Source organism: Pseudomonas sp. PDM30 (assembly GCF_019218985.1).
GTDB lineage: Bacteria > Pseudomonadota > Gammaproteobacteria > Pseudomonadales > Pseudomonadaceae > Aquipseudomonas > Aquipseudomonas jessenii.
Genome location: NZ_JAHUWM010000019.1, coordinates 18,253 through 38,668, shown reverse-complemented (window position 1 = coordinate 38,668; position 20,416 = coordinate 18,253). Strand labels below are relative to the sequence as shown.

Genomic DNA, 20,416 nt, shown 5'->3' with positions numbered 1-20,416 from the left:
CGATTGGCAGGGTATATCGCGACGCTTTGACGCGTGTAGATGACAGAGCTTTCATGCAAGGCAGCAATAGCAGCATTCGATAGTGTGCATCCATCCAGTATTTGGCCGTATACTCCTACGTTTTCGACGCCCGCCGAGCGAGGCCACCTTGGACAAGATCCTGATTCGTGGGGCTCGAACCCACAACCTGAAGAACATCGACCTGACCCTGCCACGGGACAAGCTGATCGTCATCACCGGCCTGTCCGGCTCCGGCAAGTCGTCCCTGGCTTTCGATACCCTGTACGCCGAAGGTCAGCGCCGCTACGTCGAATCGCTATCGGCCTACGCCCGGCAGTTCCTGTCGATGATGGAAAAGCCCGACGTCGACACCATCGAAGGCCTGTCGCCGGCGATCTCCATCGAACAGAAGTCGACCTCGCACAACCCGCGCTCGACGGTCGGCACTATCACCGAAATCTACGACTACCTGCGCCTGCTTTATGCACGTGTGGGTATTCCCCGTTGCCCGGATCACGACATCCCGCTTGAAGCGCAGACCGTCAGCCAGATGGTCGACCTGGTCCTCGCCGAACCGGAGGGCAGCAAGCTGATGCTGTTGGCGCCGGTCATCCGCGAGCGCAAAGGCGAGCACCTGTCGGTTTTCGAAGAGCTGCGCGCGCAGGGTTTTGTCCGCGCCAGAATCAATGGAAAGCTCTATGAGCTGGACGAAGCTCCCAAGCTCGACAAGCAGAAAAAACATACCATCGATGTCGTGGTCGACCGCTTCAAGGTTCGCGCCGACCTGCAACAACGCCTGGCCGAATCCTTCGAGACCGCGCTGAAACTGGCGGACGGCATCGCCCTGGTGGCGCCGATGGACGACGAGCCGGGTGAAGAGATGATCTTCTCCGCACGCTTCGCCTGCCCGATCTGCGGCCACGCGATCAGCGAACTGGAACCCAAGCTGTTCTCCTTCAACAACCCGGCCGGCGCTTGCCCGACCTGCGATGGTCTGGGGGTGAAGCAGTTCTTTGACATCAAGCGCCTGGTCAATGGCGAACTGACCCTGGCCGAAGGGGCGATTCGTGGCTGGGACAGGCGTAACGTCTATTACTTCCAGATGCTCGGCTCGCTGGCCTCGCACTACAAGTTCAGTCTGGAAGTTCCGTTCAACGAATTGCCGGCCGATCAGCAGAAATTTATCCTGCACGGCAGTGGTTCGCAAAACGTCGACTTCAAATACCTGAACGACCGTGGCGATATCGTCAAACGCTCGCACCCGTTCGAAGGCATCGTGCCGAACCTGGAACGCCGTTACCGCGAAACCGAATCGGCATCGGTGCGCGAAGAACTGGCCAAGTTCCTCAGCACCCAGTCGTGCCCGGATTGCCGTGGCACCCGCCTGCGGCGTGAAGCGCGGCATGTGTGGGTCGGCGAAAAAACCCTGCCGGCAGTGACCAACCTGCCGATCGGCGATGCGTCCGATTATTTTGGCGGGCTCAAGCTCACCGGACGACGTGGCGAAATTGCCGACAAGATCCTCAAGGAAATCCGCGAGCGCCTGCAGTTCCTGGTCAACGTCGGCCTCGACTATCTGTCGCTGGATCGCAGCGCAGATACCCTGTCCGGCGGCGAGGCCCAGCGTATTCGCCTGGCCAGCCAGATTGGCGCCGGCCTGGTGGGCGTCCTGTACATCCTCGACGAACCCTCCATCGGTCTGCATCAGCGCGATAACGACCGGCTGCTGGGCACCCTCAAGCACCTGCGCGATATCGGTAACACGGTGATCGTGGTCGAGCACGACGAAGACGCGATCCGCCTGGCCGACTACGTGGTGGACATCGGCCCGGGCGCTGGCGTGCACGGCGGGCATATCGTCGCCGAAGGCACACCGGCCGAGGTCATGGCTCACCCGGACTCGCTGACGGGTAAATACCTGTCGGGCCGGGTGAAGATCGAAGTCCCGGCCAAACGTACACCGCGCAACAAGAAGCTGACGCTGTCGCTCAAGGGCGCGCGCGGCAACAACCTGCGCAATGTCGACCTGGAGATTCCGATCGGCCTGCTGACCTGTGTGACCGGCGTGTCCGGCTCCGGCAAGTCGACGCTGATCAACAACACCCTGTTCCCTTTGAGCGCCACGGCGCTGAATGGCGCCACTACCCTCGAGGCGGCCGTACACGACAGCATCAAGGGCCTGGAGCACCTGGACAAGGTCGTCGACATCGACCAGAGCCCGATCGGCCGTACACCGCGCTCCAACCCGGCGACCTACACCGGTTTGTTCACGCCGATCCGCGAGTTGTTCGCTGGCGTACCGGAGTCCCGCTCCCGGGGCTATGGTCCGGGGCGTTTCTCCTTCAACGTCAAGGGTGGCCGCTGCGAAGCTTGTCAGGGCGACGGCCTGATCAAGGTCGAGATGCACTTCCTGCCGGACATCTACGTGCCCTGCGACGTGTGCAAGAGCAAGCGATACAACCGCGAAACCCTTGAGATCAAGTACAAGGGCAAGAGCATCCACGAAACCCTCGAGATGACGATCGAGGAAGCACGGGTGTTCTTCGATGCCGTACCGGCCCTGGCGCGCAAGCTGCAAACATTGATGGACGTCGGCCTGTCGTACATCAAGCTGGGGCAATCGGCGACCACGCTGTCCGGCGGTGAAGCCCAACGGGTGAAACTGTCCCGCGAGCTGTCCAAGCGCGATACCGGCAAGACCCTGTACATCCTCGACGAACCCACCACCGGTCTGCACTTCGCGGATATCCAGCAACTGCTGGACGTGTTGCATCGCCTGCGCGACCACGGCAACACCGTGGTGGTGATCGAACACAACCTGGACGTGATCAAGACCGCTGACTGGCTGGTGGACCTGGGGCCGGAGGGTGGTTCCAAGGGCGGGCAGATCATTGCCGTCGGCACCCCGGAAGAAGTGTCAGAGATGAAGCAATCCCATACCGGTTATTACCTCAAGCCGCTGCTGGAGCGCGATCGGGCTTGACCGCCCCCCATGAAAAAGCCCCTGTCACTTCATCAGTGACAGGGGCTTTTTTGTATTCGCAGCAATCAGGTGTGGGATTGCAGGTAGTTCTCTAGCCCGATCAACTTGATCAGACCCAACTGCTTCTCGAGCCAGTAGGTGTGATCTTCTTCGGTGTCATGCAATTGAACCCGCAGCATTTCGCGGCTGACGTAGTCCTTGTGTTGTTCGCAGAGCTTGATGCCCTTGCACAACGCAGCCCGTACCTTGTATTCCAGGCGCAAATCCGCTTCGAGCATCTCTGTCACCGTGGTGCCGACGTCGAGATCGTCCGGACGCATGCGCGGCGTGCCCTCGAGCATCAGAATCCGGCGCATCAGGGCGTCAGCGTGCCCTGCTTCCTCTTCCATCTCGTGGTTGATTCTTTCGTAGAGCTTGGTGAAACCCCAGTCCTCATACATCCGCGAGTGGACGAAATATTGATCACGCGCGGCCAGTTCGCCGGTCAGCAACGTGTTGAGGTAATCGATCACATCTGGGTGGCCTTGCATCGCCCTACATCTCCCTGCTTTAAAGTTGTAGTTTGAACCAACATGCCCTTATCGTCACTCGCAAGACGCAATAAAAGCGAAGATATTCTGAGAAAACCGGCTGAAATAACGCAAAAACCGCCCAAATAAGGGCGGTTCTGCTTCTCATTTAGACTTCGTTAAGCTGTACGTTGAGCAGCTTTGCGATTGCTTCTCCATACGCCGGGTCAGCCTTGTAGAAATGCTGCAACTGGCGATCAACCACATCACTCGATACACCCGCCATCGCACCGGCGATGTTGCTAACCAGCAATGATTGCTGCTCCCCAGTCATCAAGCGGAACAACGCGCCGGCGTGGCTGTAGTAGTCGGTATCCTCGCGGTGATCGTAGCGATCAGCCGCACCGCTCAGTGCCAATGGCGGCTCCGCATAGCGAGGCGCTTGCTTCGGCGACTCAACGTAGCTGTTCGGCTCGTAGTTTGGTGCCGCACCGCCGTTACTGCCAAACGCCATCGAACCATCACGCTGGTAGCTGTTCACCGGACTGCGAGGCGCATTAACCGGCAATTGCTGGTGATTGGTGCCAACACGGTAGCGGTGAGCATCCGCGTAAGCGAATACTCGACCTTGCAGCATGCGGTCAGGCGATAAGCCAACACCTGGGACCATGTTGCTGGGACCGAATGCCGCTTGCTCGACTTCAGCAAAGTAGTTCAGCGGATTGCGATTGAGCTCCAGCTCTCCGACTTCAATCAGTGGAAACTCTTTCTGCGACCAGGTCTTGGTGACATCAAAGGGGTTCTCGTAGTGCGCCGCTGCCTGAGCTTCGCTCATGATCTGGATGCATACGCGCCATTTCGGGAAATCACCCTGCTCGATGGCATTGAACAGGTCGCGTTGGGCGTAATCCGGATCAGTGCCCGCCAGGCGCGCAGCCTCCGCTGGAGCAAGGTTCTTGATCCCCTGCTTGGTCTTGTAGTGCCACTTCACCCAGTGACGCTCACCTTGAGCGTTGATGAGGCTGTAAGTGTGGCTGCCAAAACCATGCATGTGACGGTATCCATCAGGGATACCCCGGTCGGAGAACAGGATGGTGACCTGGTGCAGCGCCTCGGGCGAATGCGACCAGAAGTCCCACATCGCCTGGGCACTCTTCAGGTTGCTTTGCGGCAAACGCTTCTGGGTGTGGATAAAGTCCGGGAACTTCAGTGGATCGCGAATGAAGAACACGGGGGTGTTGTTGCCGACGATGTCCCAGTTACCTTCCTCGGTATAAAACTTCAAGGCGAACCCGCGCGGATCACGCTCGGTATCAGCCGAACCCCGCTCACCACCCACGGTGGAAAACCGCAGGAAAGTCGGGGTTTGCTTGCCGACTGTCTCAAACAGCTTCGCGCTGGTGTATTGAGTGATATCGCGCGTCACGGTGAACGTACCGTAGGCACCCGAGCCTTTGGCGTGTACACGGCGCTCAGGGATGTTTTCACGGTTGAAGTGGGCAAGCTTCTCGATCAGGTGAAAGTCGTCGAGCAGCAGCGGGCCACGAGGGCCGGCGGAACGGGAATTCTGGTTATCGGCAACAGGAGCGCCACTGGCGGTGGTAAGCGTTTTGTTTTGGCTCATGCGATCTTCCTTCCTCTGTCGGTCTTGAACTGCCGGCTATCGGCTGAGAGGGAGTATTGATCATCAATATGACAGCTACAAATTCATTAACTTGCAGACATCGATAGATAAAAACTAATGATCATCCCCATCACATAATGACGACGAGGACGCGGGAAACGCTTGTACAGAGGGCGCGTTTCTTACAGGCACAAAAAACCGGGCACTAGGCCCGGTTCTTTGTTTCAGACTGACGTCTTACTCGGCAGATACAGCTTCGCCAGCAGTAGCACGATCAACCAACTCGACGTACGCCATAGGCGCGTTGTCGCCAGCGCGGAAACCGCACTTGAGGATGCGCAGGTAGCCACCCTCACGGGTAGCGTAACGCTTGCCCAGGTCGTTGAAGAGCTTACCAACGATAGCTTTCGAACGAGTACGGTCGAAAGCCAGACGGCGGTTAGCAACGCTATCTGTCTTGGCCAAAGTGATCAGCGGCTCGGCAACGCGGCGCAGTTCTTTAGCTTTTGGCAGAGTAGTTTTGATCAGCTCGTGCTCGAACAGCGACACCGCCATGTTTTGGAACATGGCCTTGCGGTGCGAGCTGGTGCGGCTCAGGTGACGACCACTTTTACGATGACGCATGGTTCATTCCTTACCAAACACTACGTTCGGTGATTACGACGATCAGGCAGTCGCCTTGTCGTCCTTCTTAAGACTTGCAGGCGGCCAGTTGTCGAGGCGCATGCCGAGGGACAGACCGCGGGAGGCCAGAACGTCCTTGATTTCAGTCAAGGATTTCTTGCCCAGGTTCGGAGTCTTCAACAGCTCTACTTCGGTACGCTGAATCAGGTCACCGATGTAGTAGATGTTTTCCGCCTTAAGGCAGTTAGCCGAACGTACAGTCAGTTCCAGATCGTCAACCGGGCGAAGCAGGATCGGATCGATCTCGTCTTCCTGCTCGACAACCACTGGCTCACTGTCACCCTTGAGGTCGACGAACGCAGCCAACTGCTGTTGCAGGATGGTTGCAGCACGGCGAATTGCCTCTTCAGGATCCAGAGTACCGTTGGTTTCCAGATCAATAACCAGCTTGTCCAGGTTAGTACGCTGCTCGACACGGGCGTTTTCCACCACGTATGCGATACGGCGAACCGGGCTGAACGAAGAGTCAAGCTGCAAGCGACCGATGCTGCGGCTTTCGTCTTCATCGCTCTGACGCGAGTCTGCCGGTTCATAACCACGACCACGAGCTACTACGAGCTTCATGTTCAGGGCGCCGTTAGACGCCAGGTTAGCGATTACGTGATCGGGATTAACGATCTCGACATCATGATCCAGCTGAATATCGGCAGCGGTAACCACCCCCGAACCCTTCTTCGACAAGGTCAGCGTAACTTCGTCACGACCGTGCAGCTTGATAGCCAGACCTTTAAGGTTCAACAGGATTTCAATTACGTCTTCCTGTACACCTTCGATGGCGCTGTACTCGTGGAGCACACCGTCAATCTCGGCCTCGACTACTGCACAGCCGGGCATTGAGGACAACAGGATGCGGCGCAGCGCGTTGCCCAGGGTATGGCCAAAGCCACGCTCGAGAGGCTCGAGAGTGATCTTGGCGCGGGTTGGACTGACAACCTGCACATCAATGTGGCGGGGTGTCAGGAACTCATTTACCGAAATCTGCATGGATGCACCTATTTTCTAGCCCTTACTTGGAGTAGAGCTCGACAATCAGGCTTTCGTTGATGTCGGCGGACAGATCACTGCGAGCTGGAACGTTCTTGAAAACGCCCGACTTCTTCTCAGTGTCTACTTCTACCCATTCTACGCGGCCACGTTGGGCACACAGATCGAGAGCTTGGACAATGCGAAGTTGATTTTTTGCTTTCTCGCGAACAGCAACCACGTCACCAGCACGAACCTGGTAGGACGGAACGTTAACGGTCTGACCGTTTACGCTGATCGACTTGTGCGATACCAGCTGACGGGATTCGGCACGAGTCGAACCAAAGCCCATACGGTATACAACGTTGTCCAGACGGCATTCGAGCAGTTGCAGCAGGTTTTCACCGGTTGCACCTTTCTTGCCAGCAGCTTCTTTGTAGTAGCCGCTGAATTGACGCTCGAGAACGCCGTAGATACGACGGACCTTCTGCTTTTCACGCAGTTGGGTGCCGTAGTCGGACTGGCGACCGCGGCGTTGGCCGTGGATACCAGGTGCTGCTTCAATGTTGCACTTCGATTCGATCGCGCGCACGCCGCTCTTCAGGAAGAGATCGGTGCCTTCGCGACGAGCGAGTTTGCATTTTGGACCAATGTAACGAGCCATTCTTTACAATCTCCTGGATTACACGCGGCGCTTCTTCGGCGGACGGCACCCGTTGTGCGGGATTGGCGTCACGTCGGTGATGCTGGCGATCTTGTAGCCACAGCCGTTCAAAGCGCGGACTGCGGATTCACGACCTGGACCTGGACCTTTGACGTTGACGTCGAGGTTTTTCAGGCCGTATTCCAGCGCAGCTTGACCAGCACGTTCAGCAGCTACTTGAGCAGCAAACGGGGTGGACTTGCGGGAACCGCGGAAACCCGAACCACCGGAGGTAGCCCAGGAAAGAGCGTTACCTTGACGGTCGGTGATGGTCACGATGGTGTTGTTAAAAGATGCATGGATGTGGGCGATGCCATCAACCACTGTCTTTTTAACTTTTTTACGAGGACGAGCAGCAGGTTTTGCCATGATTAAATTCCTGTCGATTCGCTGGGGCGATTACTTGCGGATCGGCTTACGCGGACCTTTACGGGTACGCGCGTTGGTCTTGGTACGCTGACCGCGTACTGGAAGACCGCGACGATGACGCAGACCGCGATAGCAACCGAGGTCCATCAAGCGCTTGATTTTCATGTTGATTTCGCGACGCAGGTCACCTTCAGTGGTGAACTTCGCCACTTCGCCACGCAGCTGTTCAATTTGCTCGTCGCTCAGATCTTTGATCTTTGCTGCTGGGTTTACCCCAGTCTCTGCACAAATTTTTTGTGCAGTAGTGCGACCAACACCATAGATGTAGGTCAGCGAGATAACAGTATGCTTGTTATCTGGAATGTTAACGCCTGCAATACGGGCCATTCAGTGGGACTCCAATTGACAGCTACCTACGCCCCGGAAGCCAAGAAATAGGGCGCGAGATAATATCGCTGTAATAACAAATAATCAACCCGGCAGCGCACTAGCTGCCGGGCTTGAAGCACAATCACACTCAGCCTTGGCGCTGTTTGTGACGCGGTTCCGCGCTGCAAATTACTCGAACAACACCTTCGCGGCGAATAATCTTGCAGTTACGGCACAGCTTTTTCACCGATGCACGAACTTTCATCACCAACTCCTCGAACCTTATGGGTCAGCGCAGCATGCCGCTGCCGTAACCCTTCAGGTTGGCTTTCTTCATCAGGGATTCGTACTGGTGCGAAACGAGGTGCGATTGTACTTGGGACATGAAGTCCATCACAACCACGACGACGATCAGCAACGAGGTCCCGCCAAGGTAGAACGGTACGTTGGCTGCAACCACCAGGAACTGGGGCAACAGGCAGACGGCCGTCATGTAAAGAGCACCGAACATGGTCAAGCGAGTCAGAACGCCATCAATGTAGCGCGCAGACTGCTCACCTGGACGGATGCCCGGAATAAAGGCACCGGACTTCTTCAGGTTTTCCGCTACGTCTTTCGGATTGAACATCAACGCCGTATAGAAGAAGCAGAAGAAAATAATCCCTGCACTAAACAGCAGAATATTCAACGGCTGACCAGGAGCGATCGACTGCGAGATGTCCTGCAACCAGCCCATACCTTCAGACTGACCGAACCAGGCACCCAACGAAGCCGGGAACAGCAAAATGCTGCTCGCGAAAATAGCCGGAATAACACCGGCCATGTTCACCTTCAGCGGCAAGTGGCTGGTCTGCGCAGCGAAGACCTTGCGGCCCTGCTGACGCTTGGCGTAGTGAACAGCAATACGACGCTGACCACGCTCAATGAACACCACGAAACCGATAATCGCTACTGCCAGCAAACCGATGGCAACCAGGGCGAAGATGTTGATATCACCCTGACGTGCAGACTCGAAAGACTGCCCGATCGCTCTCGGAAGACCGGCGACGATACCTGCGAAAATCAACATCGAGATACCGTTGCCAACACCACGCTCAGTAATCTGCTCACCCAGCCACATCATGAACATCGCACCAGCCACAAACGTGGATACCGCGACGAAATGGAAGCCAAAGTCACCAGTGAACGCAACACCCTGCCCCGCCAGGCCAACGGACATGCCGATAGCCTGAACCAGGGCGAGGATGACAGTGCCGTAGCGGGTGTACTGGCTGATCTTGCGACGGCCAGCTTCACCTTCCTTCTTCAACTGCTCCAGCTGCGGGCTGACGGCGGTCATCAGTTGCATGATGATCGATGCCGAGATGTACGGCATGATCCCCAGTGCAAAGATGCTCATCCGCTCCAGCGCGCCGCCGGAAAACATGTTGAACAAGCTAAGAATGGTCCCCTCATTCTGTCGAAACAGGTCCGCGAGTCGGTCCGGGTTGATACCTGGAACCGGGATGTGTGCGCCTATTCGGTAGACGATAATCGCCAGGAACAGAAAACGCAGACGAGCCCAGAGTTCAGACATACCGCCTTTGCCGAGCGCAGAGAGAGCACCTTGCTTAGCCATTTATTCCTCGAACTTGCCGCCAGCTGCTTCGATAGCCGCACGCGCACCCTTGGTGGCGCCGATTCCCTTGCCGATAGTGACAGCGCGAGTCACTTCACCGGACAGCATGATTTTCACACGCTGTACGTTGACATTGATCACGTTGGCATCTTTCAGGGACTGCACGGTGACGATGTCGCCTTCCACTTTAGCCAGCTCGGACAAACGCACTTCTGCGCGATCCATGGCTTTCAGGGAAACGAAACCGAACTTCGGCAGGCGACGATGCAGCGGCTGTTGACCGCCTTCAAAGCCTGGAGCAATGGTGCCACCGGAGCGGGAGGTCTGACCTTTGTGACCACGGCCACCAGTCTTACCCAAACCGCTACCGATACCACGGCCCGGACGATGCTTTTCGCGACGGGAACCCGGCGCTGGACTCAGATCATTGAGTTTCATCGATTAACCCTCGACACGCAGCATGTAGTAAGCCTTGTTGATCATCCCGCGATTCTCGGGAGTATCCTGGACTTCTACAGTGTGACCGATGCGACGCAGACCCAGACCCTTAACGCACAGTTTGTGGTTAGGGATGCGGCCGGTCATGCTTTTGATCAGCGTTACTTTTACGGTAGCCATGATCAGAAGATCTCCTTGACGCTTTTGCCACGCTTGGCGGCAATGGATTCAGGAGACTGCATTGCTTTCAAACCCTTGAAAGTGGCGTGAACCACGTTTACAGGGTTAGTCGAGCCGTAGCACTTGGCCAGAACGTTCTGAACGCCAGCAACTTCGAGGACAGCACGCATAGCGCCGCCAGCGATGATACCGGTACCTTCAGAAGCAGGCTGCATGTACACCTTCGAAGCGCCGTGAGCGGACTTCATTGCGTACTGCAGAGTGGTGCCGTTCAGATCAACCTGGATCATGTTGCGGCGAGCAGCTTCCATTGCCTTCTGGATCGCAGCAGGCACTTCACGCGACTTGCCACGGCCGAAGCCAACACGGCCCTTACCATCACCAACCACGGTCAACGCGGTGAAGGTGAAGATACGGCCGCCTTTAACGGTTTTGGCTACGCGGTTAACTTGAACCAGCTTCTCGATGTAGCCTTCGTCGCGCTTTTGGTCGTTATTTGACATAACTTAGAACTCCAGCCCAGCTTCACGAGCAGCATCAGCCAGCGCTTTAACGCGGCCGTGGTACTTGAAGCCAGAGCGGTCGAAAGCCACTTGCGAGACGCCAGCGGCCTTAGCACGCGTAGCGACCAGCTGGCCAACCTTAGTGGCCGCGTCGATGTTGCCGGTGGCACCATCACGCAGTTCTTTATCCAAAGTCGAGGCGCTTGCCAGGACTTTGTTGCCGTCGGCCGAAATGACCTGGGCGTAGATGTGCTGCGAAGAGCGGAACACGCAGAGACGCACGACTTCGAGTTCGTGCATTTTCAGGCGTGCTTTGCGAGCGCGACGCAGTCGAGTAACTTTTTTGTCGGTCATTTGCTATGCCCTACTTCTTCTTGGCTTCTTTACGACGGACGACTTCGTCCGCGTAGCGCACACCTTTGCCTTTGTACGGCTCTGGTGGACGGAAGTCGCGGATCTCGGCGGCCACTTGACCTACCAGCTGCTTGTCGATGCCCTTGATCAGGATATCGGTCTGGCTAGGAGTCTCAGCGGTGATGCCTTCCGGCAGTTCGTAATCCACTGGGTGCGAGAAGCCAAGAGCCAGGTTCAGCACTGTGCCTTTTGCTTGCGCTTTGTAACCAACACCGACCAGCTGGAGCTTGCGCTCGAAGCCTTGGCTTACGCCCTGGACCATGTTGTTTACCAACGCACGAGTGGTACCAGCCATCGCGCGAGTCTGTTGATCGCCATTGCGAGCAGCGAAACGCAGCTCACCAGCTTCTTCAACGATCTCAACGGACGAGTGGATGTTCAGTTCGAGAGTGCCCTTGGCACCCTTCACCGAAAGCTGTTGGCCTGCGAATTTTACTTCGACACCGGCTGGCAGCTTAACGGGGTTCTTAGCGACGCGAGACATGCTTATCCCCCCTTAGAACACAGTGCAAAGAACTTCGCCGCCGACACCGGCAGCGCGCGCAGCACGATCAGTCATCACACCCTTGTTGGTGGAGACGATAGACACACCGAGACCGCCACGAACTTTTGGCAGATCATCGACGGACTTGTACTGACGCAGGCCTGGACGGCTAACGCGCTTCACTTCTTCGATAACCGGACGGCCTTCGAAGTACTTCAGCTCGATGGACAGCAGTGGTTTGATTTCGCTGCTGATCTGATAACCCGCAATGTAACCTTCGTCCTTCAGGACTTTGGCAACAGCTACCTTCAACGTGGAAGATGGCATGCTTACGACGGACTTTTCAGCCATCTGGGCATTACGGATACGAGTTAGCATGTCCGCTAACGGGTCCTGCATACTCATGGGCTAGACGCTCCTAATACAAAAAAATTAGCCTTGCGGCTATTACGTGTCGCCGAGAATCTCCGAGCATGAAAAACACGGGCTCAGGCGAGCCGGGTATTCTAGACACACCCCGGAAATGAATCAAGCCCCAAAAGGGGCTTGATCCAAATTCAAGGCCACCGGTGGTCAGGATCTTGCGATCCTGGACACCGAGACTTTGACAGTACTTACCAGCTGGCTTTAACCAGACCCGGTACGTCACCACGCATGGCAGCTTCACGCAGCTTGTTACGGCCGAGGCCGAACTTGCGGTAAACGCCGTGTGGACGACCGGTCAGGCGGCAGCGGTTACGCATGCGCGAAGCGCTTGCGTCACGTGGCTGCTTCTGCAGGGCTACTGTAGCTTCCCAACGCGCTTCTGGACTTGCGTTCAGATCAACGATGATAGCTTTCAGTGCTGCACGCTTCTTGGCGTACTTGGCAACCGTGAGCTGACGTTTCAGCTCGCGGTTTTTCATGCTCATCTTGGCCATGGTCCTACTCCAATCAGTTGCGGAACGGGAATTTGAACGCACGCAGCAGAGCGCGGCCTTCATCATCGTTCTTGGCAGTGGTGGTCAGGGTGATGTCCAGACCGCGGAGAGCATCGATCTTGTCGTAGTCGATTTCCGGGAAGATGATCTGCTCTTTCACGCCCATGCTGTAGTTGCCACGACCATCGAAGGACTTGGCATTCAGGCCGCGGAAGTCGCGAACCCGAGGCAGGGAGATCGACAGCAGACGATCCAGGAACTCGTACATACGCTCACGGCGCAGGGTCACTTTGACGCCGATCGGCCAACCTTCACGGACTTTAAAGCCAGCGATGGATTTGCGAGCGTAGGTCACAACGACTTTCTGGCCGGTGATCTTTTCCAGGTCAGCAACAGCGTGCTCGATGACTTTTTTGTCGCCGATCGCTTCGCCCAGACCCATGTTCAGGGTGATTTTGGTAACGCGCGGAACTTCCATCACGTTCGAAAGCTTAAGTTCTTCCTTAAGTTTCGGAGCAATTTCCTTCCGGTAAATCTCTTTTAGTCGTGCCATGGTCTCATCTACCTAGCAGTGTTCAAGCATCAACCGCTTTTTGGGTCGACTTGAAGACACGAATTTTCTTGCCGTCTTCTACTTTGAAACCAACGCGGTCAGCCTTGTTGGTTTCGCCGTTGAAAATGGCGACGTTAGAAGCATCCAGTGGAGCTTCTTTTTCGACGATACCGCCCTGCACGCCCGACATCGGGTTAGGCTTGGTATGACGCTTGACCAGGTTCAGACCACCAATAACCAAACGGTTGTTAGCGAGAACCTTAAGCACCTTACCGCGCTTACCTTTGTCTTTGCCGGCGATCACGATGATCTCGTCGTCACGACGAATCTTTTGCATGTCGGATCTCCTTACAGCACTTCTGGGGCGAGCGAGACGATCTTCATGAACTTCTCAGTACGAAGTTCACGGGTCACTGGCCCAAAGATACGGGTGCCGATCGGCTCTTGCTTGTTGTTCAACAGAACAGCAGCGTTGCCATCAAAGCGGATAATGGAGCCATCAGCACGACGTACGCCGTGACGAGTGCGGACTACTACAGCAGTCATCACTTGGCCTTTTTTCACTTTACCGCGAGGAATTGCTTCCTTCACGGTAACTTTGATGATGTCACCGATACCAGCGTAACGACGATGGGAGCCACCCAGCACCTTGATGCACATAACGCGGCGAGCGCCGCTGTTATCGGCCACATCGAGCATGGATTGAGTCTGAATCATATAATTTCTCCGACCCCTAGTCCTTAGACTTCCACAGCGCGTTCGAGAACATCAACCAGCGCCCAAGACTTGGTCTTGGCCAAAGGACGAGTTTCACGAATAGTGACTTTGTCGCCGATGTGGCACTGATTGGTTTCGTCGTGCGCGTGCAGCTTAGTCGAACGCTTAACGTATTTACCGTAGATCGGGTGCTTAACGCGACGCTCGATCAGAACGGTGATGGTTTTGTCCATCTTGTCGCTGACAACACGGCCAGTCAGCGTACGGACAGTTTTTTCGGCTTCAGCCATGATTACTTACCTGCCTGCTGGTTGAGCACAGTCTTCACGCGAGCGATGTCACGCTTAACTTGCGAGAGCAGATGAGACTGCCCCAACTGGCCAGTTGCTTTCTGCATACGCAGATTGAACTGGTCGCGCAGCAGGCCGAGCAGTTGCTCGTTCAGCTGCTGTGCGGATTTTTCACGAAGTTCATTCGCTTTCATCACATCACCGTCCGTTTAACAAAGGAGGTGGCGAGCGGCAGCTTTGCAGCAGCCAGGGCGAAAGCCTCACGCGCCAGCTCTTCAGAAACACCCTCGATTTCATACAGGACTTTGCCTGGCTGAATCTGGGCAACCCAGTATTCCACGTTACCCTTACCTTTACCCATCCGAACCTCGAGAGGTTTTTTGGAGATCGGCTTGTCCGGGAATACACGGATCCAGATCTTGCCGCCACGTTTTACGTGACGGGTCAGAGCACGACGCGCTGACTCGATCTGACGAGCGGTGAGACGACCACGAGCAACAGACTTCAGCGCGAACTCGCCGAAGCTGACTTTGCTACCGCGCAATGCCAGGCCACGGTTGTGACCAGTCATCTGCTTGCGGAACTTCGTACGCTTTGGTTGCAACATTTGGCGTACCCCTTACTTAGCAGCTTTTTTACGAGGCGCTGGTGCTTGTGGTTTCAGTTCTTCTTGGCGACCACCAATTACTTCGCCTTTGAAGATCCAAACCTTTACACCGATCACACCGTAAGTGGTGTGAGCTTCGTAGTTGGCATAGTCGATGTCGGCACGCAGGGTGTGCAATGGCACACGACCTTCGCGATACCATTCAGTACGTGCGATTTCAGCACCGCCGAGACGACCGCTCACTTGGATTTTGATGCCTTTGGCACCAATGCGCATGGCGTTCTGTACTGCGCGCTTCATAGCGCGACGGAACATTACGCGACGCTCCAGCTGCTGAGCTACGCTCTGCGCAACCAGCATACCGTCGAGCTCCGGCTTGCGGATCTCTTCGATATTGATGTGCACAGGCACACCCATTTGCTTGGTCAGGTCCTGACGCAGTTTCTCAACATCTTCACCTTTCTTCCCGATAACGATACCTGGACGAGCGGTGTGGATGGTGATGCGTGCAGTTTGGGCCGGACGATGGATATCGATACGGCTTACGGACGCGCTTTTTAGTTTGTCTTGGAGGTACTCACGCACATTCAGATCTGCGAGCAAATAGTCCGCATAAGTCCGACCGTCTGCGTACCAGACGGAGGTGTGCTCCTTGACGATTCCCAGGCGAATGCCAATGGGATGTACTTTCTGACCCATCTCTTCGACTCCGTTACTTGTCAGCAACCTTGACAGTGATATGGCAAGACCGCTTGACGATGCGATCAGCACGGCCTTTGGCACGTGGCATGATGCGCTTCAGCGAACGCCCTTCGTTGACGAAAACAGTGCTGACCTTCAGGTCATCAACGTCTGCGCCTTCGTTATGCTCGGCGTTGGCTACGGCCGACTCCAGCACTTTCTTCATGATCTCGGCGGCTTTCTTACTGCTGAAAGCCAACAGGTTGAGCGCTTCGCCCACCTTCTTCCCGCGGATCTGGTCGGCGACCAAGCGGGCTTTCTGGGCGGAGATTCGAGCGCCCGACAACTTAGCGGCTACTTCCATTTCCTAACCCCTTAGCGCTTGGCTTTCTTGTCAGCCACGTGCCCGCGATAAGTGCGGGTACCGGCGAACTCGCCCAGTTTGTGGCCGACCATGTCTTCGTTCACGAGAACTGGGACGTGCTGACGACCGTTGTGTACTGCGATGGTCAGACCGACCATTTGTGGCAGGATCATCGAACGACGCGACCAGGTTTTCACCGGTTTGCGATCGTTCTTTTCCGCCGCCACTTCGATCTTCTTCAGTAGGTGAAGATCGATAAAAGGACCTTTTTTCAGAGAACGTGGCACTGTCGTATCCCTCTATTTACTTGCGACGACGGACGATCATTTTGTCGGTACGCTTATTACCACGAGTCTTCGCGCCCTTAGTCGGGAAGCCCCATGGCGATACCGGATGACGACCACCAGAGGTACGACCTTCACCACCACCATGTGGGTGGTCAACCGGGTTCATGGCAACACCACGAACGGTTGGGCGAACGCCACGCCAGCGTTTGGCACCAGCTTTACCCAGCGAACGCAGGCTGTGCTCGGAGTTCGAGACTTCGCCCAGGGTCGCACGGCATTCAGCCAGGACTTTACGCATTTCACCGGAACGCAGACGCAGGGTAACGTACACGCCTTCACGAGCGATCAGCTGAGCCGAAGCACCAGCGGAACGAGCGATCTGTGCGCCTTTACCTGGCTTCAGTTCGATGCCGTGTACGGTAGAACCGACTGGAATGTTGCGCAGTTGCAGAGCGTTACCTGGCTTGATTGGAGCCAGAGCGCCTGCGATCAGCGTGTCGCCAGCACTCACGCCTTTAGGGGCGATGATGTAGCGGCGCTCGCCGTCTGCATAGCAGAGCAGTGCGATGTGAGCAGTACGGTTTGGATCGTATTCGATACGCTCGACAGTGGCGACGATGCCATCTTTGTCGTTGCGACGGAAATCGACCATACGGTAATGCTGCTTATGACCACCACCGATGTGACGAGTGGTAATACGGCCATTGTTGTTACGACCACCAGTCTTCGATTTCTTCTCGAGCAGCGGTGCGTGAGGAGCGCCTTTATGCAGCTCCTGGTTGACCACCTTGACCACAAAACGGCGGCCAGGGGAAGTCGGTTTGCATTTAACGATTGCCATGATGCACCCCTTCCTTACTCAGCACTGCTGCTGAAATCGAGATCTTGGCCTGGCTGAAGGGAGATAACTGCCTTCTTCCAGTCATTACGCTTGCCCAGACCGCGAGCAGTGCGCTTGCTCTTACCCAGAACATTCAGGGTAGTAACACGCTCTACTTTCACGCTGAACAGGCTTTCGACGGCCTTCTTGATTTCCAGCTTGGTTGCGTCGGTAGCAACCTTGAAAACGAACTGGCCTTTCTTGTCTGCCAGAACCGTAGCCTTCTCGGAAACGTGCGGGCCAAGCAGAACTTTAAATACGCGTTCCTGGTTCATCCCAGCAGCTCCTCGAATTTCTTCACGGCCGACACGGTGATCAACACCTTGTCGTATGCGATCAGACTAACTGGATCGGAACCTTGCACGTCACGTACATCTACGTGTGGCAGGTTACGAGCAGCCAGGTACAGGTTCTGATCAACAGCGTCGGACACGATCAGAACGTCGGTCAGGCTCATGTTGTTCAGTTTGCCCAGCAGGTCTTTGGTTTTCGGCGTTTCAACGGCGAAATCCTGAACCACGACCAGACGATCAGTACGCACCAGCTCAGCAAGGATGGAACGCATTGCTGCGCGGTACATCTTCTTGTTCAGCTTCTGGGAGTGATCCTGAGGACGAGCTGCGAAAGTGGTACCGCCGCCACGCCAGATTGGGCTACGGATAGTACCGGCACGAGCACGGCCAGTACCTTTCTGACGCCATGGGCGCTTACCGCCACCACGAACGTCGGAACGGGTCTTTTGCTGCTTGGAACCCTGACGACCGCCAGCCATGTAGGCTACGACTGCTTGGTGAACCAGCGTCTCGTTGAATTCGCCGCCAAATGTCAGTTCGGAAACTTCGATCGCTTGAGCGTCATTTACATTTAATTGCATGTCAGCTTCCCCTTAACCGCGAGCCTTGGCTGCTGGACGTACAACCAAGTTGCCGCCAGTAGCGCCAGGAACAGCGCCCTTGACCAACAACAGATTGCGTTCAGCGTCCACGCGCACTACTTCGAGGGACTGCACGGTCACGCGCTCAGCGCCCATATGACCGGACATTTTTTTGCCCTTGAATACACGACCAGGAGTCTGGCACTGGCCGATAGAGCCTGGAACGCGGTGGGATACGGAGTTACCGTGGGTGTTATCTTGCCCGCGGAAATTCCAACGCTTGATCGTACCCTGGAAGCCTTTACCCTTGGACTGACCGGTTACATCAACCAGTTGACCAGCGGCGAAGATTTCAGCGTTGATCAGATCGCCGGCCTGGTACTCGCCTTCTTCAAGGCGGAATTCCATTACGGTACGACCAGCGGCAACGTTCGCTTTAGCGAAGTGGCCAGCCTGAGCTGCTGTTACACGCGAAGCACGACGCTCGCCGACAGTGACTTGCACTGCACGATAGCCATCGGTCTCTTCAGTTTTGAACTGGGTGACGCGATTCGGTTCGATCTCAATGACCGTGACCGGAATGGAGACACCTTCTTCGGTGAAAATACGGGTCATACCCGCTTTACGACCGACTACACCAATAGTCATGTTGTAAACCTCATGAGTGTACGGGGCTTTCACCCGCTATGGCCGCCCATTTCAGAGCGTTACACGACTAAGACCGAGTCTTAGCCGAGGCTGATCTGCACTTCCACACCGGCCGCAAGATCAAGCTTCATAAGAGCATCAACGGTTTTATCCGTTGGCTGGACGATGTCCAGAACACGCTTATGAGTACGGATCTCGTACTGGTCACGCGCGTCTTTGTTGACGTGCGGGGAGACCAGAACGGTGAACCGCTCTTTACGGGTAGGCAGTGGAATTGGACCACGCACTTGAGCACCAGTACGTTTCGCGGTTTCCACGATTTCCTGGGTTGATTGGTCGATCAGGCGATGGTCGAAAGCCTTCAACCTGATACGGATTTGCTGATTTTGCATTGGATTTCAGACTCCGGCTGCTATTCCCACCGGGCGCAATACGCCCGTTAAAAGGAGGCGCAATTCTATAGACGCCCCAGATGGGTGTCAACCCAATAAAAAAGCCCCCGCTGAGCGGGGGCCTTTCAAAGCATCGAAGCTATCTCAAAAGAGATGCTTACTCGATGATTTTGGCTACGACGCCAGCGCCGACGGTACGACCGCCTTCACGGATAGCGAAACGCAGGCCGTCTTCCATTGCGATGGTCTTGATCAGGGTAACTTCCATCTGGATGTTGTCACCTGGCATTACCATTTCAACGCCTTCTGGCAGCTGGCAGTTACCAGTCACGTCAGTAGTACGGAAGTAGAACTGTGGACGGTAGCCTTTGAAGAACGGAGTGTGACGACCGCCTTCTTCCTTGCTCAGAACGTAAACTTCTGCGGTGAACTTGGTGTGCGGCTTAACCGAACCTGGCTTAACCAGAACCTGGCCACGCTCAACGTCGTCACGCTTGGTACCACGCAGCAGAACGCCGCAGTTCTCGCCAGCACGACCTTCGTCGAGCAGCTTGCGGAACATTTCAACACCGGTGCAGGTGGTGGTGGTGGTGTCACGCAGACCAACGATTTCCAGTGCATCTTGAACGCGAACGATACCGCGCTCGATACGACCAGTCACAACAGTACCACGACCCGAGATCGAGAATACGTCTTCGATTGGCATCAGGAATGGCTTGTCGATAGCACGCTCTGGTTCTGGGATGTAGCTGTCCAGGGTTTCAACCAGTTTACGAACGGCAGTGGTGCCCATTTCGTTGTCGTCTTTGCCTTCCAGCGCCATACGAGCCGAACCGATGATGATTGGAGTGTCATCGCCCGGGAAGTCGTAGGTGGACAGCAGGTCGCGAACTTCCATCTCGACCAGTTCCAGCAGCTCAGCGTCGTCTACCAGGTCAGCCTTGTTCAGGAAAACCACGATGTACGGAACGCCTACCTGACGGGACAGCAGGATGTGCTCACGGGTTTGTGGCATCGGACCATCAGCGGCCGAGCAAACCAGGATCGCGCCGTCCATCTGGGCAGCACCGGTGATCATGTTCTTCACATAGTCAGCGTGACCTGGGCAGTCAACGTGAGCGTAGTGACGGATCTTCGAGTTGTACTCGACGTGCGCGGTGTTGATGGTGATACCACGAGCTTTTTCTTCTGGCGCGCTGTCGATTTTATCGAAATCAACGATTGCGGAACCGAAAACTTCGGAGCAAACGCGAGTCAGAGCTGCGGTCAGAGTGGTTTTACCGTGGTCAACGTGACCGATGGTGCCAACGTTGACGTGCGGTAGGGAACGATCAAATTTTTCTTTAGCCACGACAATTAACT

The 20,416-nt window shown here is 55.8% G+C and carries 32 protein-coding genes; 1 reads left to right on the top strand and 31 read right to left on the bottom strand.

Annotation, left to right across the window (positions count from 1 at the left end; translation table 11 throughout):
• The first annotated feature begins 148 nt into the window (after positions 1-148).
• Positions 149-2,983, top strand: coding sequence for an excinuclease ABC subunit UvrA (uvrA, locus tag KW840_RS28025; RefSeq protein WP_057713101.1), 2,835 nt, complete (start codon positions 149-151; stop codon positions 2,981-2,983).
• Between the two features lie 65 nt (positions 2,984-3,048).
• Here uvrA and bfr read toward each other — a convergent pair whose 3' ends face one another.
• The 31 genes from bfr to tuf all read right to left on the bottom strand — a co-directional run bounded on the left by bfr (position 3,049) and on the right by tuf (position 20,405).
• Positions 3,049-3,513 (bottom strand): bacterioferritin, encoded by a 465-nt coding sequence (gene bfr / locus KW840_RS28020; RefSeq protein ID WP_008053867.1) that lies wholly within the window; start codon positions 3,511-3,513, stop codon positions 3,049-3,051.
• A gap of 148 nt (positions 3,514-3,661) precedes the next feature.
• Positions 3,662-5,116, bottom strand: coding sequence for a catalase (locus tag KW840_RS28015; protein ID WP_102672157.1), 1,455 nt, complete (start codon positions 5,114-5,116; stop codon positions 3,662-3,664).
• 237 nt (positions 5,117-5,353) lie between these two features.
• Positions 5,354-5,740: a 50S ribosomal protein L17 gene (gene rplQ / locus KW840_RS28010; RefSeq protein WP_007970429.1), complete on the bottom strand. Its 387-nt coding sequence runs from the start codon at positions 5,738-5,740 to the stop codon at positions 5,354-5,356.
• Positions 5,741-5,782: 42 nt separating this feature from the next.
• Positions 5,783-6,784 (bottom strand): DNA-directed RNA polymerase subunit alpha, encoded by a 1,002-nt coding sequence (gene rpoA, locus KW840_RS28005; RefSeq protein ID WP_007970428.1) that lies wholly within the window; start codon positions 6,782-6,784, stop codon positions 5,783-5,785.
• Positions 6,785-6,806: 22 nt separating this feature from the next.
• A complete protein-coding gene (gene rpsD, locus KW840_RS28000) occupies positions 6,807-7,427 on the bottom strand; it encodes a 30S ribosomal protein S4 (RefSeq protein WP_003176404.1) in 621 nt (206 codons plus the stop codon).
• 18 nt (positions 7,428-7,445) lie between these two features.
• Positions 7,446-7,835, bottom strand: a complete 390-nt coding sequence (gene rpsK / locus KW840_RS27995; protein WP_002555466.1) for a 30S ribosomal protein S11 — start codon at positions 7,833-7,835, stop codon at positions 7,446-7,448.
• Positions 7,836-7,865: 30 nt separating this feature from the next.
• On the bottom strand, positions 7,866-8,222 hold the full coding sequence (rpsM, locus tag KW840_RS27990; RefSeq protein WP_009045849.1) for a 30S ribosomal protein S13: 357 nt from the start codon (positions 8,220-8,222) through the stop codon (positions 7,866-7,868).
• A 130-nt stretch (positions 8,223-8,352) separates the two neighbouring features.
• Positions 8,353-8,469: a 50S ribosomal protein L36 gene (gene rpmJ, locus KW840_RS27985; RefSeq protein ID WP_002555468.1), complete on the bottom strand. Its 117-nt coding sequence runs from the start codon at positions 8,467-8,469 to the stop codon at positions 8,353-8,355.
• 24 nt (positions 8,470-8,493) lie between these two features.
• Entirely contained in the window at positions 8,494-9,822 is a 1,329-nt protein-coding gene (secY, locus tag KW840_RS27980; protein WP_003210064.1) for a preprotein translocase subunit SecY, read from the bottom strand.
• Positions 9,823-10,260, bottom strand: a complete 438-nt coding sequence (gene rplO / locus KW840_RS27975; protein ID WP_003228720.1) for a 50S ribosomal protein L15 — start codon at positions 10,258-10,260, stop codon at positions 9,823-9,825.
• Positions 10,261-10,263: 3 nt separating this feature from the next.
• Positions 10,264-10,440: a 50S ribosomal protein L30 gene (rpmD, locus tag KW840_RS27970; protein WP_003176408.1), complete on the bottom strand. Its 177-nt coding sequence runs from the start codon at positions 10,438-10,440 to the stop codon at positions 10,264-10,266.
• Positions 10,441-10,442: 2 nt separating this feature from the next.
• Positions 10,443-10,943 (bottom strand): 30S ribosomal protein S5, encoded by a 501-nt coding sequence (gene rpsE / locus KW840_RS27965; RefSeq protein ID WP_003186035.1) that lies wholly within the window; start codon positions 10,941-10,943, stop codon positions 10,443-10,445.
• Positions 10,944-10,946: 3 nt separating this feature from the next.
• On the bottom strand, positions 10,947-11,297 hold the full coding sequence (gene rplR / locus KW840_RS27960; protein ID WP_003186037.1) for a 50S ribosomal protein L18: 351 nt from the start codon (positions 11,295-11,297) through the stop codon (positions 10,947-10,949).
• A 10-nt stretch (positions 11,298-11,307) separates the two neighbouring features.
• Positions 11,308-11,841, bottom strand: a complete 534-nt coding sequence (gene rplF / locus KW840_RS27955) for a 50S ribosomal protein L6 (RefSeq protein WP_003176412.1) — start codon at positions 11,839-11,841, stop codon at positions 11,308-11,310.
• Positions 11,842-11,853: 12 nt separating this feature from the next.
• Complete coding sequence (rpsH, locus tag KW840_RS27950) at positions 11,854-12,246, bottom strand: 30S ribosomal protein S8 (protein WP_003186040.1); 393 nt, start codon at positions 12,244-12,246, stop codon at positions 11,854-11,856.
• Between the two features lie 209 nt (positions 12,247-12,455).
• On the bottom strand, positions 12,456-12,761 hold the full coding sequence (gene rpsN / locus KW840_RS27945; RefSeq protein WP_003176414.1) for a 30S ribosomal protein S14: 306 nt from the start codon (positions 12,759-12,761) through the stop codon (positions 12,456-12,458).
• Positions 12,762-12,774: 13 nt separating this feature from the next.
• Positions 12,775-13,314: a 50S ribosomal protein L5 gene (rplE, locus tag KW840_RS27940; RefSeq protein WP_003210069.1), complete on the bottom strand. Its 540-nt coding sequence runs from the start codon at positions 13,312-13,314 to the stop codon at positions 12,775-12,777.
• A gap of 22 nt (positions 13,315-13,336) precedes the next feature.
• Positions 13,337-13,651: a 50S ribosomal protein L24 gene (rplX, locus tag KW840_RS27935; RefSeq protein WP_003176416.1), complete on the bottom strand. Its 315-nt coding sequence runs from the start codon at positions 13,649-13,651 to the stop codon at positions 13,337-13,339.
• Between the two features lie 11 nt (positions 13,652-13,662).
• The gene (gene rplN, locus KW840_RS27930; protein ID WP_002555479.1) at positions 13,663-14,031 is read right to left on the bottom strand and encodes a 50S ribosomal protein L14; all 369 of its coding nucleotides are present in this window, start codon (positions 14,029-14,031) and stop codon (positions 13,663-13,665) included.
• A gap of 23 nt (positions 14,032-14,054) precedes the next feature.
• Entirely contained in the window at positions 14,055-14,321 is a 267-nt protein-coding gene (gene rpsQ, locus KW840_RS27925; RefSeq protein WP_003176419.1) for a 30S ribosomal protein S17, read from the bottom strand.
• A 2-nt stretch (positions 14,322-14,323) separates the two neighbouring features.
• On the bottom strand, positions 14,324-14,515 hold the full coding sequence (rpmC, locus tag KW840_RS27920; protein ID WP_002555481.1) for a 50S ribosomal protein L29: 192 nt from the start codon (positions 14,513-14,515) through the stop codon (positions 14,324-14,326).
• On the bottom strand, positions 14,515-14,928 hold the full coding sequence (gene rplP, locus KW840_RS27915; protein WP_003228729.1) for a 50S ribosomal protein L16: 414 nt from the start codon (positions 14,926-14,928) through the stop codon (positions 14,515-14,517). The genes rpmC and rplP overlap by 1 nt, the downstream gene beginning before the upstream one ends.
• Before the next feature lie 12 nt (positions 14,929-14,940).
• Positions 14,941-15,627, bottom strand: coding sequence for a 30S ribosomal protein S3 (gene rpsC / locus KW840_RS27910; RefSeq protein WP_007970424.1), 687 nt, complete (start codon positions 15,625-15,627; stop codon positions 14,941-14,943).
• 13 nt (positions 15,628-15,640) lie between these two features.
• Positions 15,641-15,973 carry a 50S ribosomal protein L22 gene (rplV, locus tag KW840_RS27905; protein ID WP_003103908.1) on the bottom strand — a complete coding sequence of 111 codons (333 nt, stop codon included), beginning with the start codon at positions 15,971-15,973 and terminating at the stop codon, positions 15,641-15,643.
• Between the two features lie 11 nt (positions 15,974-15,984).
• Complete coding sequence (gene rpsS / locus KW840_RS27900; protein WP_002555486.1) at positions 15,985-16,260, bottom strand: 30S ribosomal protein S19; 276 nt, start codon at positions 16,258-16,260, stop codon at positions 15,985-15,987.
• Positions 16,261-16,276: 16 nt separating this feature from the next.
• Positions 16,277-17,101 carry a 50S ribosomal protein L2 gene (gene rplB / locus KW840_RS27895; RefSeq protein WP_008018194.1) on the bottom strand — a complete coding sequence of 275 codons (825 nt, stop codon included), beginning with the start codon at positions 17,099-17,101 and terminating at the stop codon, positions 16,277-16,279.
• Positions 17,102-17,115: 14 nt separating this feature from the next.
• The gene (rplW, locus tag KW840_RS27890; RefSeq protein ID WP_002555488.1) at positions 17,116-17,415 is read right to left on the bottom strand and encodes a 50S ribosomal protein L23; all 300 of its coding nucleotides are present in this window, start codon (positions 17,413-17,415) and stop codon (positions 17,116-17,118) included.
• Positions 17,412-18,014, bottom strand: a complete 603-nt coding sequence (rplD, locus tag KW840_RS27885) for a 50S ribosomal protein L4 (protein WP_003228735.1) — start codon at positions 18,012-18,014, stop codon at positions 17,412-17,414. Before rplD ends, rplW begins: the two co-directional genes overlap by 4 nt.
• Positions 18,015-18,026: 12 nt before the next feature.
• On the bottom strand, positions 18,027-18,662 hold the full coding sequence (gene rplC, locus KW840_RS27880; protein ID WP_007955641.1) for a 50S ribosomal protein L3: 636 nt from the start codon (positions 18,660-18,662) through the stop codon (positions 18,027-18,029).
• Between the two features lie 80 nt (positions 18,663-18,742).
• Complete coding sequence (rpsJ, locus tag KW840_RS27875) at positions 18,743-19,054, bottom strand: 30S ribosomal protein S10 (RefSeq protein ID WP_003186070.1); 312 nt, start codon at positions 19,052-19,054, stop codon at positions 18,743-18,745.
• 157 nt (positions 19,055-19,211) lie between these two features.
• Positions 19,212-20,405: an elongation factor Tu gene (gene tuf / locus KW840_RS27870; RefSeq protein WP_008053875.1), complete on the bottom strand. Its 1,194-nt coding sequence runs from the start codon at positions 20,403-20,405 to the stop codon at positions 19,212-19,214.
• Positions 20,406-20,416 lie beyond the last annotated feature (11 nt).

Bases quoted from the DNA above. Each gene is read 5' to 3' on its own strand.
- rplF (WP_003176412.1), bottom strand. From the start codon at position 11,841: ATGTCTCGCGTCGCTAAGAACCCCGTTAAGCTGCCAGCCGGTGTCGAA.
- rpsM (WP_009045849.1), bottom strand. From the start codon at position 8,222: ATGGCCCGTATTGCAGGCGTTAACATTCCAGATAACAAGCATACTGTT.
- rpsN (WP_003176414.1), bottom strand. From the start codon at position 12,761: ATGGCCAAGATGAGCATGAAAAACCGCGAGCTGAAACGTCAGCTCACG.
- rpsQ (WP_003176419.1), bottom strand. From the start codon at position 14,321: ATGGCTGAAGCCGAAAAAACTGTCCGTACGCTGACTGGCCGTGTTGTC.
- rpsH (WP_003186040.1), bottom strand. From the start codon at position 12,246: ATGAGTATGCAGGACCCGTTAGCGGACATGCTAACTCGTATCCGTAAT.
- rpsJ (WP_003186070.1), bottom strand. From the start codon at position 19,054: ATGCAAAATCAGCAAATCCGTATCAGGTTGAAGGCTTTCGACCATCGC.
- bfr (WP_008053867.1), bottom strand. From the start codon at position 3,513: ATGCAAGGCCACCCAGATGTGATCGATTACCTCAACACGTTGCTGACC.
- rpsK (WP_002555466.1), bottom strand. From the start codon at position 7,835: ATGGCAAAACCTGCTGCTCGTCCTCGTAAAAAAGTTAAAAAGACAGTG.
- rplP (WP_003228729.1), bottom strand. From the start codon at position 14,928: ATGTTGCAACCAAAGCGTACGAAGTTCCGCAAGCAGATGACTGGTCAC.
- rplX (WP_003176416.1), bottom strand. From the start codon at position 13,651: ATGCAAAAGATTCGTCGTGACGACGAGATCATCGTGATCGCCGGCAAA.
- secY (WP_003210064.1), bottom strand. From the start codon at position 9,822: ATGGCTAAGCAAGGTGCTCTCTCTGCGCTCGGCAAAGGCGGTATGTCT.
- rplV (WP_003103908.1), bottom strand. From the start codon at position 15,973: ATGGAAGTAGCCGCTAAGTTGTCGGGCGCTCGAATCTCCGCCCAGAAA.
- rplQ (WP_007970429.1), bottom strand. From the start codon at position 5,740: ATGCGTCATCGTAAAAGTGGTCGTCACCTGAGCCGCACCAGCTCGCAC.
- rplW (WP_002555488.1), bottom strand. From the start codon at position 17,415: ATGAACCAGGAACGCGTATTTAAAGTTCTGCTTGGCCCGCACGTTTCC.
- rpsD (WP_003176404.1), bottom strand. From the start codon at position 7,427: ATGGCTCGTTACATTGGTCCAAAATGCAAACTCGCTCGTCGCGAAGGC.
- rplR (WP_003186037.1), bottom strand. From the start codon at position 11,297: ATGACCGACAAAAAAGTTACTCGACTGCGTCGCGCTCGCAAAGCACGC.
- rpmJ (WP_002555468.1), bottom strand. From the start codon at position 8,469: ATGAAAGTTCGTGCATCGGTGAAAAAGCTGTGCCGTAACTGCAAGATT.
- rpmC (WP_002555481.1), bottom strand. From the start codon at position 14,515: ATGAAAGCGAATGAACTTCGTGAAAAATCCGCACAGCAGCTGAACGAG.
- KW840_RS28015 (WP_102672157.1), bottom strand. From the start codon at position 5,116: ATGAGCCAAAACAAAACGCTTACCACCGCCAGTGGCGCTCCTGTTGCC.
- rplC (WP_007955641.1), bottom strand. From the start codon at position 18,662: ATGACTATTGGTGTAGTCGGTCGTAAAGCGGGTATGACCCGTATTTTC.
- rpsC (WP_007970424.1), bottom strand. From the start codon at position 15,627: ATGGGTCAGAAAGTACATCCCATTGGCATTCGCCTGGGAATCGTCAAG.
- rplO (WP_003228720.1), bottom strand. From the start codon at position 10,260: ATGAAACTCAATGATCTGAGTCCAGCGCCGGGTTCCCGTCGCGAAAAG.
- rpsE (WP_003186035.1), bottom strand. From the start codon at position 10,943: ATGTCAAATAACGACCAAAAGCGCGACGAAGGCTACATCGAGAAGCTG.
- rpoA (WP_007970428.1), bottom strand. From the start codon at position 6,784: ATGCAGATTTCGGTAAATGAGTTCCTGACACCCCGCCACATTGATGTG.
- rplB (WP_008018194.1), bottom strand. From the start codon at position 17,101: ATGGCAATCGTTAAATGCAAACCGACTTCCCCTGGCCGCCGTTTTGTG.
- rplD (WP_003228735.1), bottom strand. From the start codon at position 18,014: ATGCAATTAAATGTAAATGACGCTCAAGCGATCGAAGTTTCCGAACTG.
- rpmD (WP_003176408.1), bottom strand. From the start codon at position 10,440: ATGGCTACCGTAAAAGTAACGCTGATCAAAAGCATGACCGGCCGCATC.
- rplE (WP_003210069.1), bottom strand. From the start codon at position 13,314: ATGGCACGACTAAAAGAGATTTACCGGAAGGAAATTGCTCCGAAACTT.
- rplN (WP_002555479.1), bottom strand. From the start codon at position 14,031: ATGATTCAGACTCAATCCATGCTCGATGTGGCCGATAACAGCGGCGCT.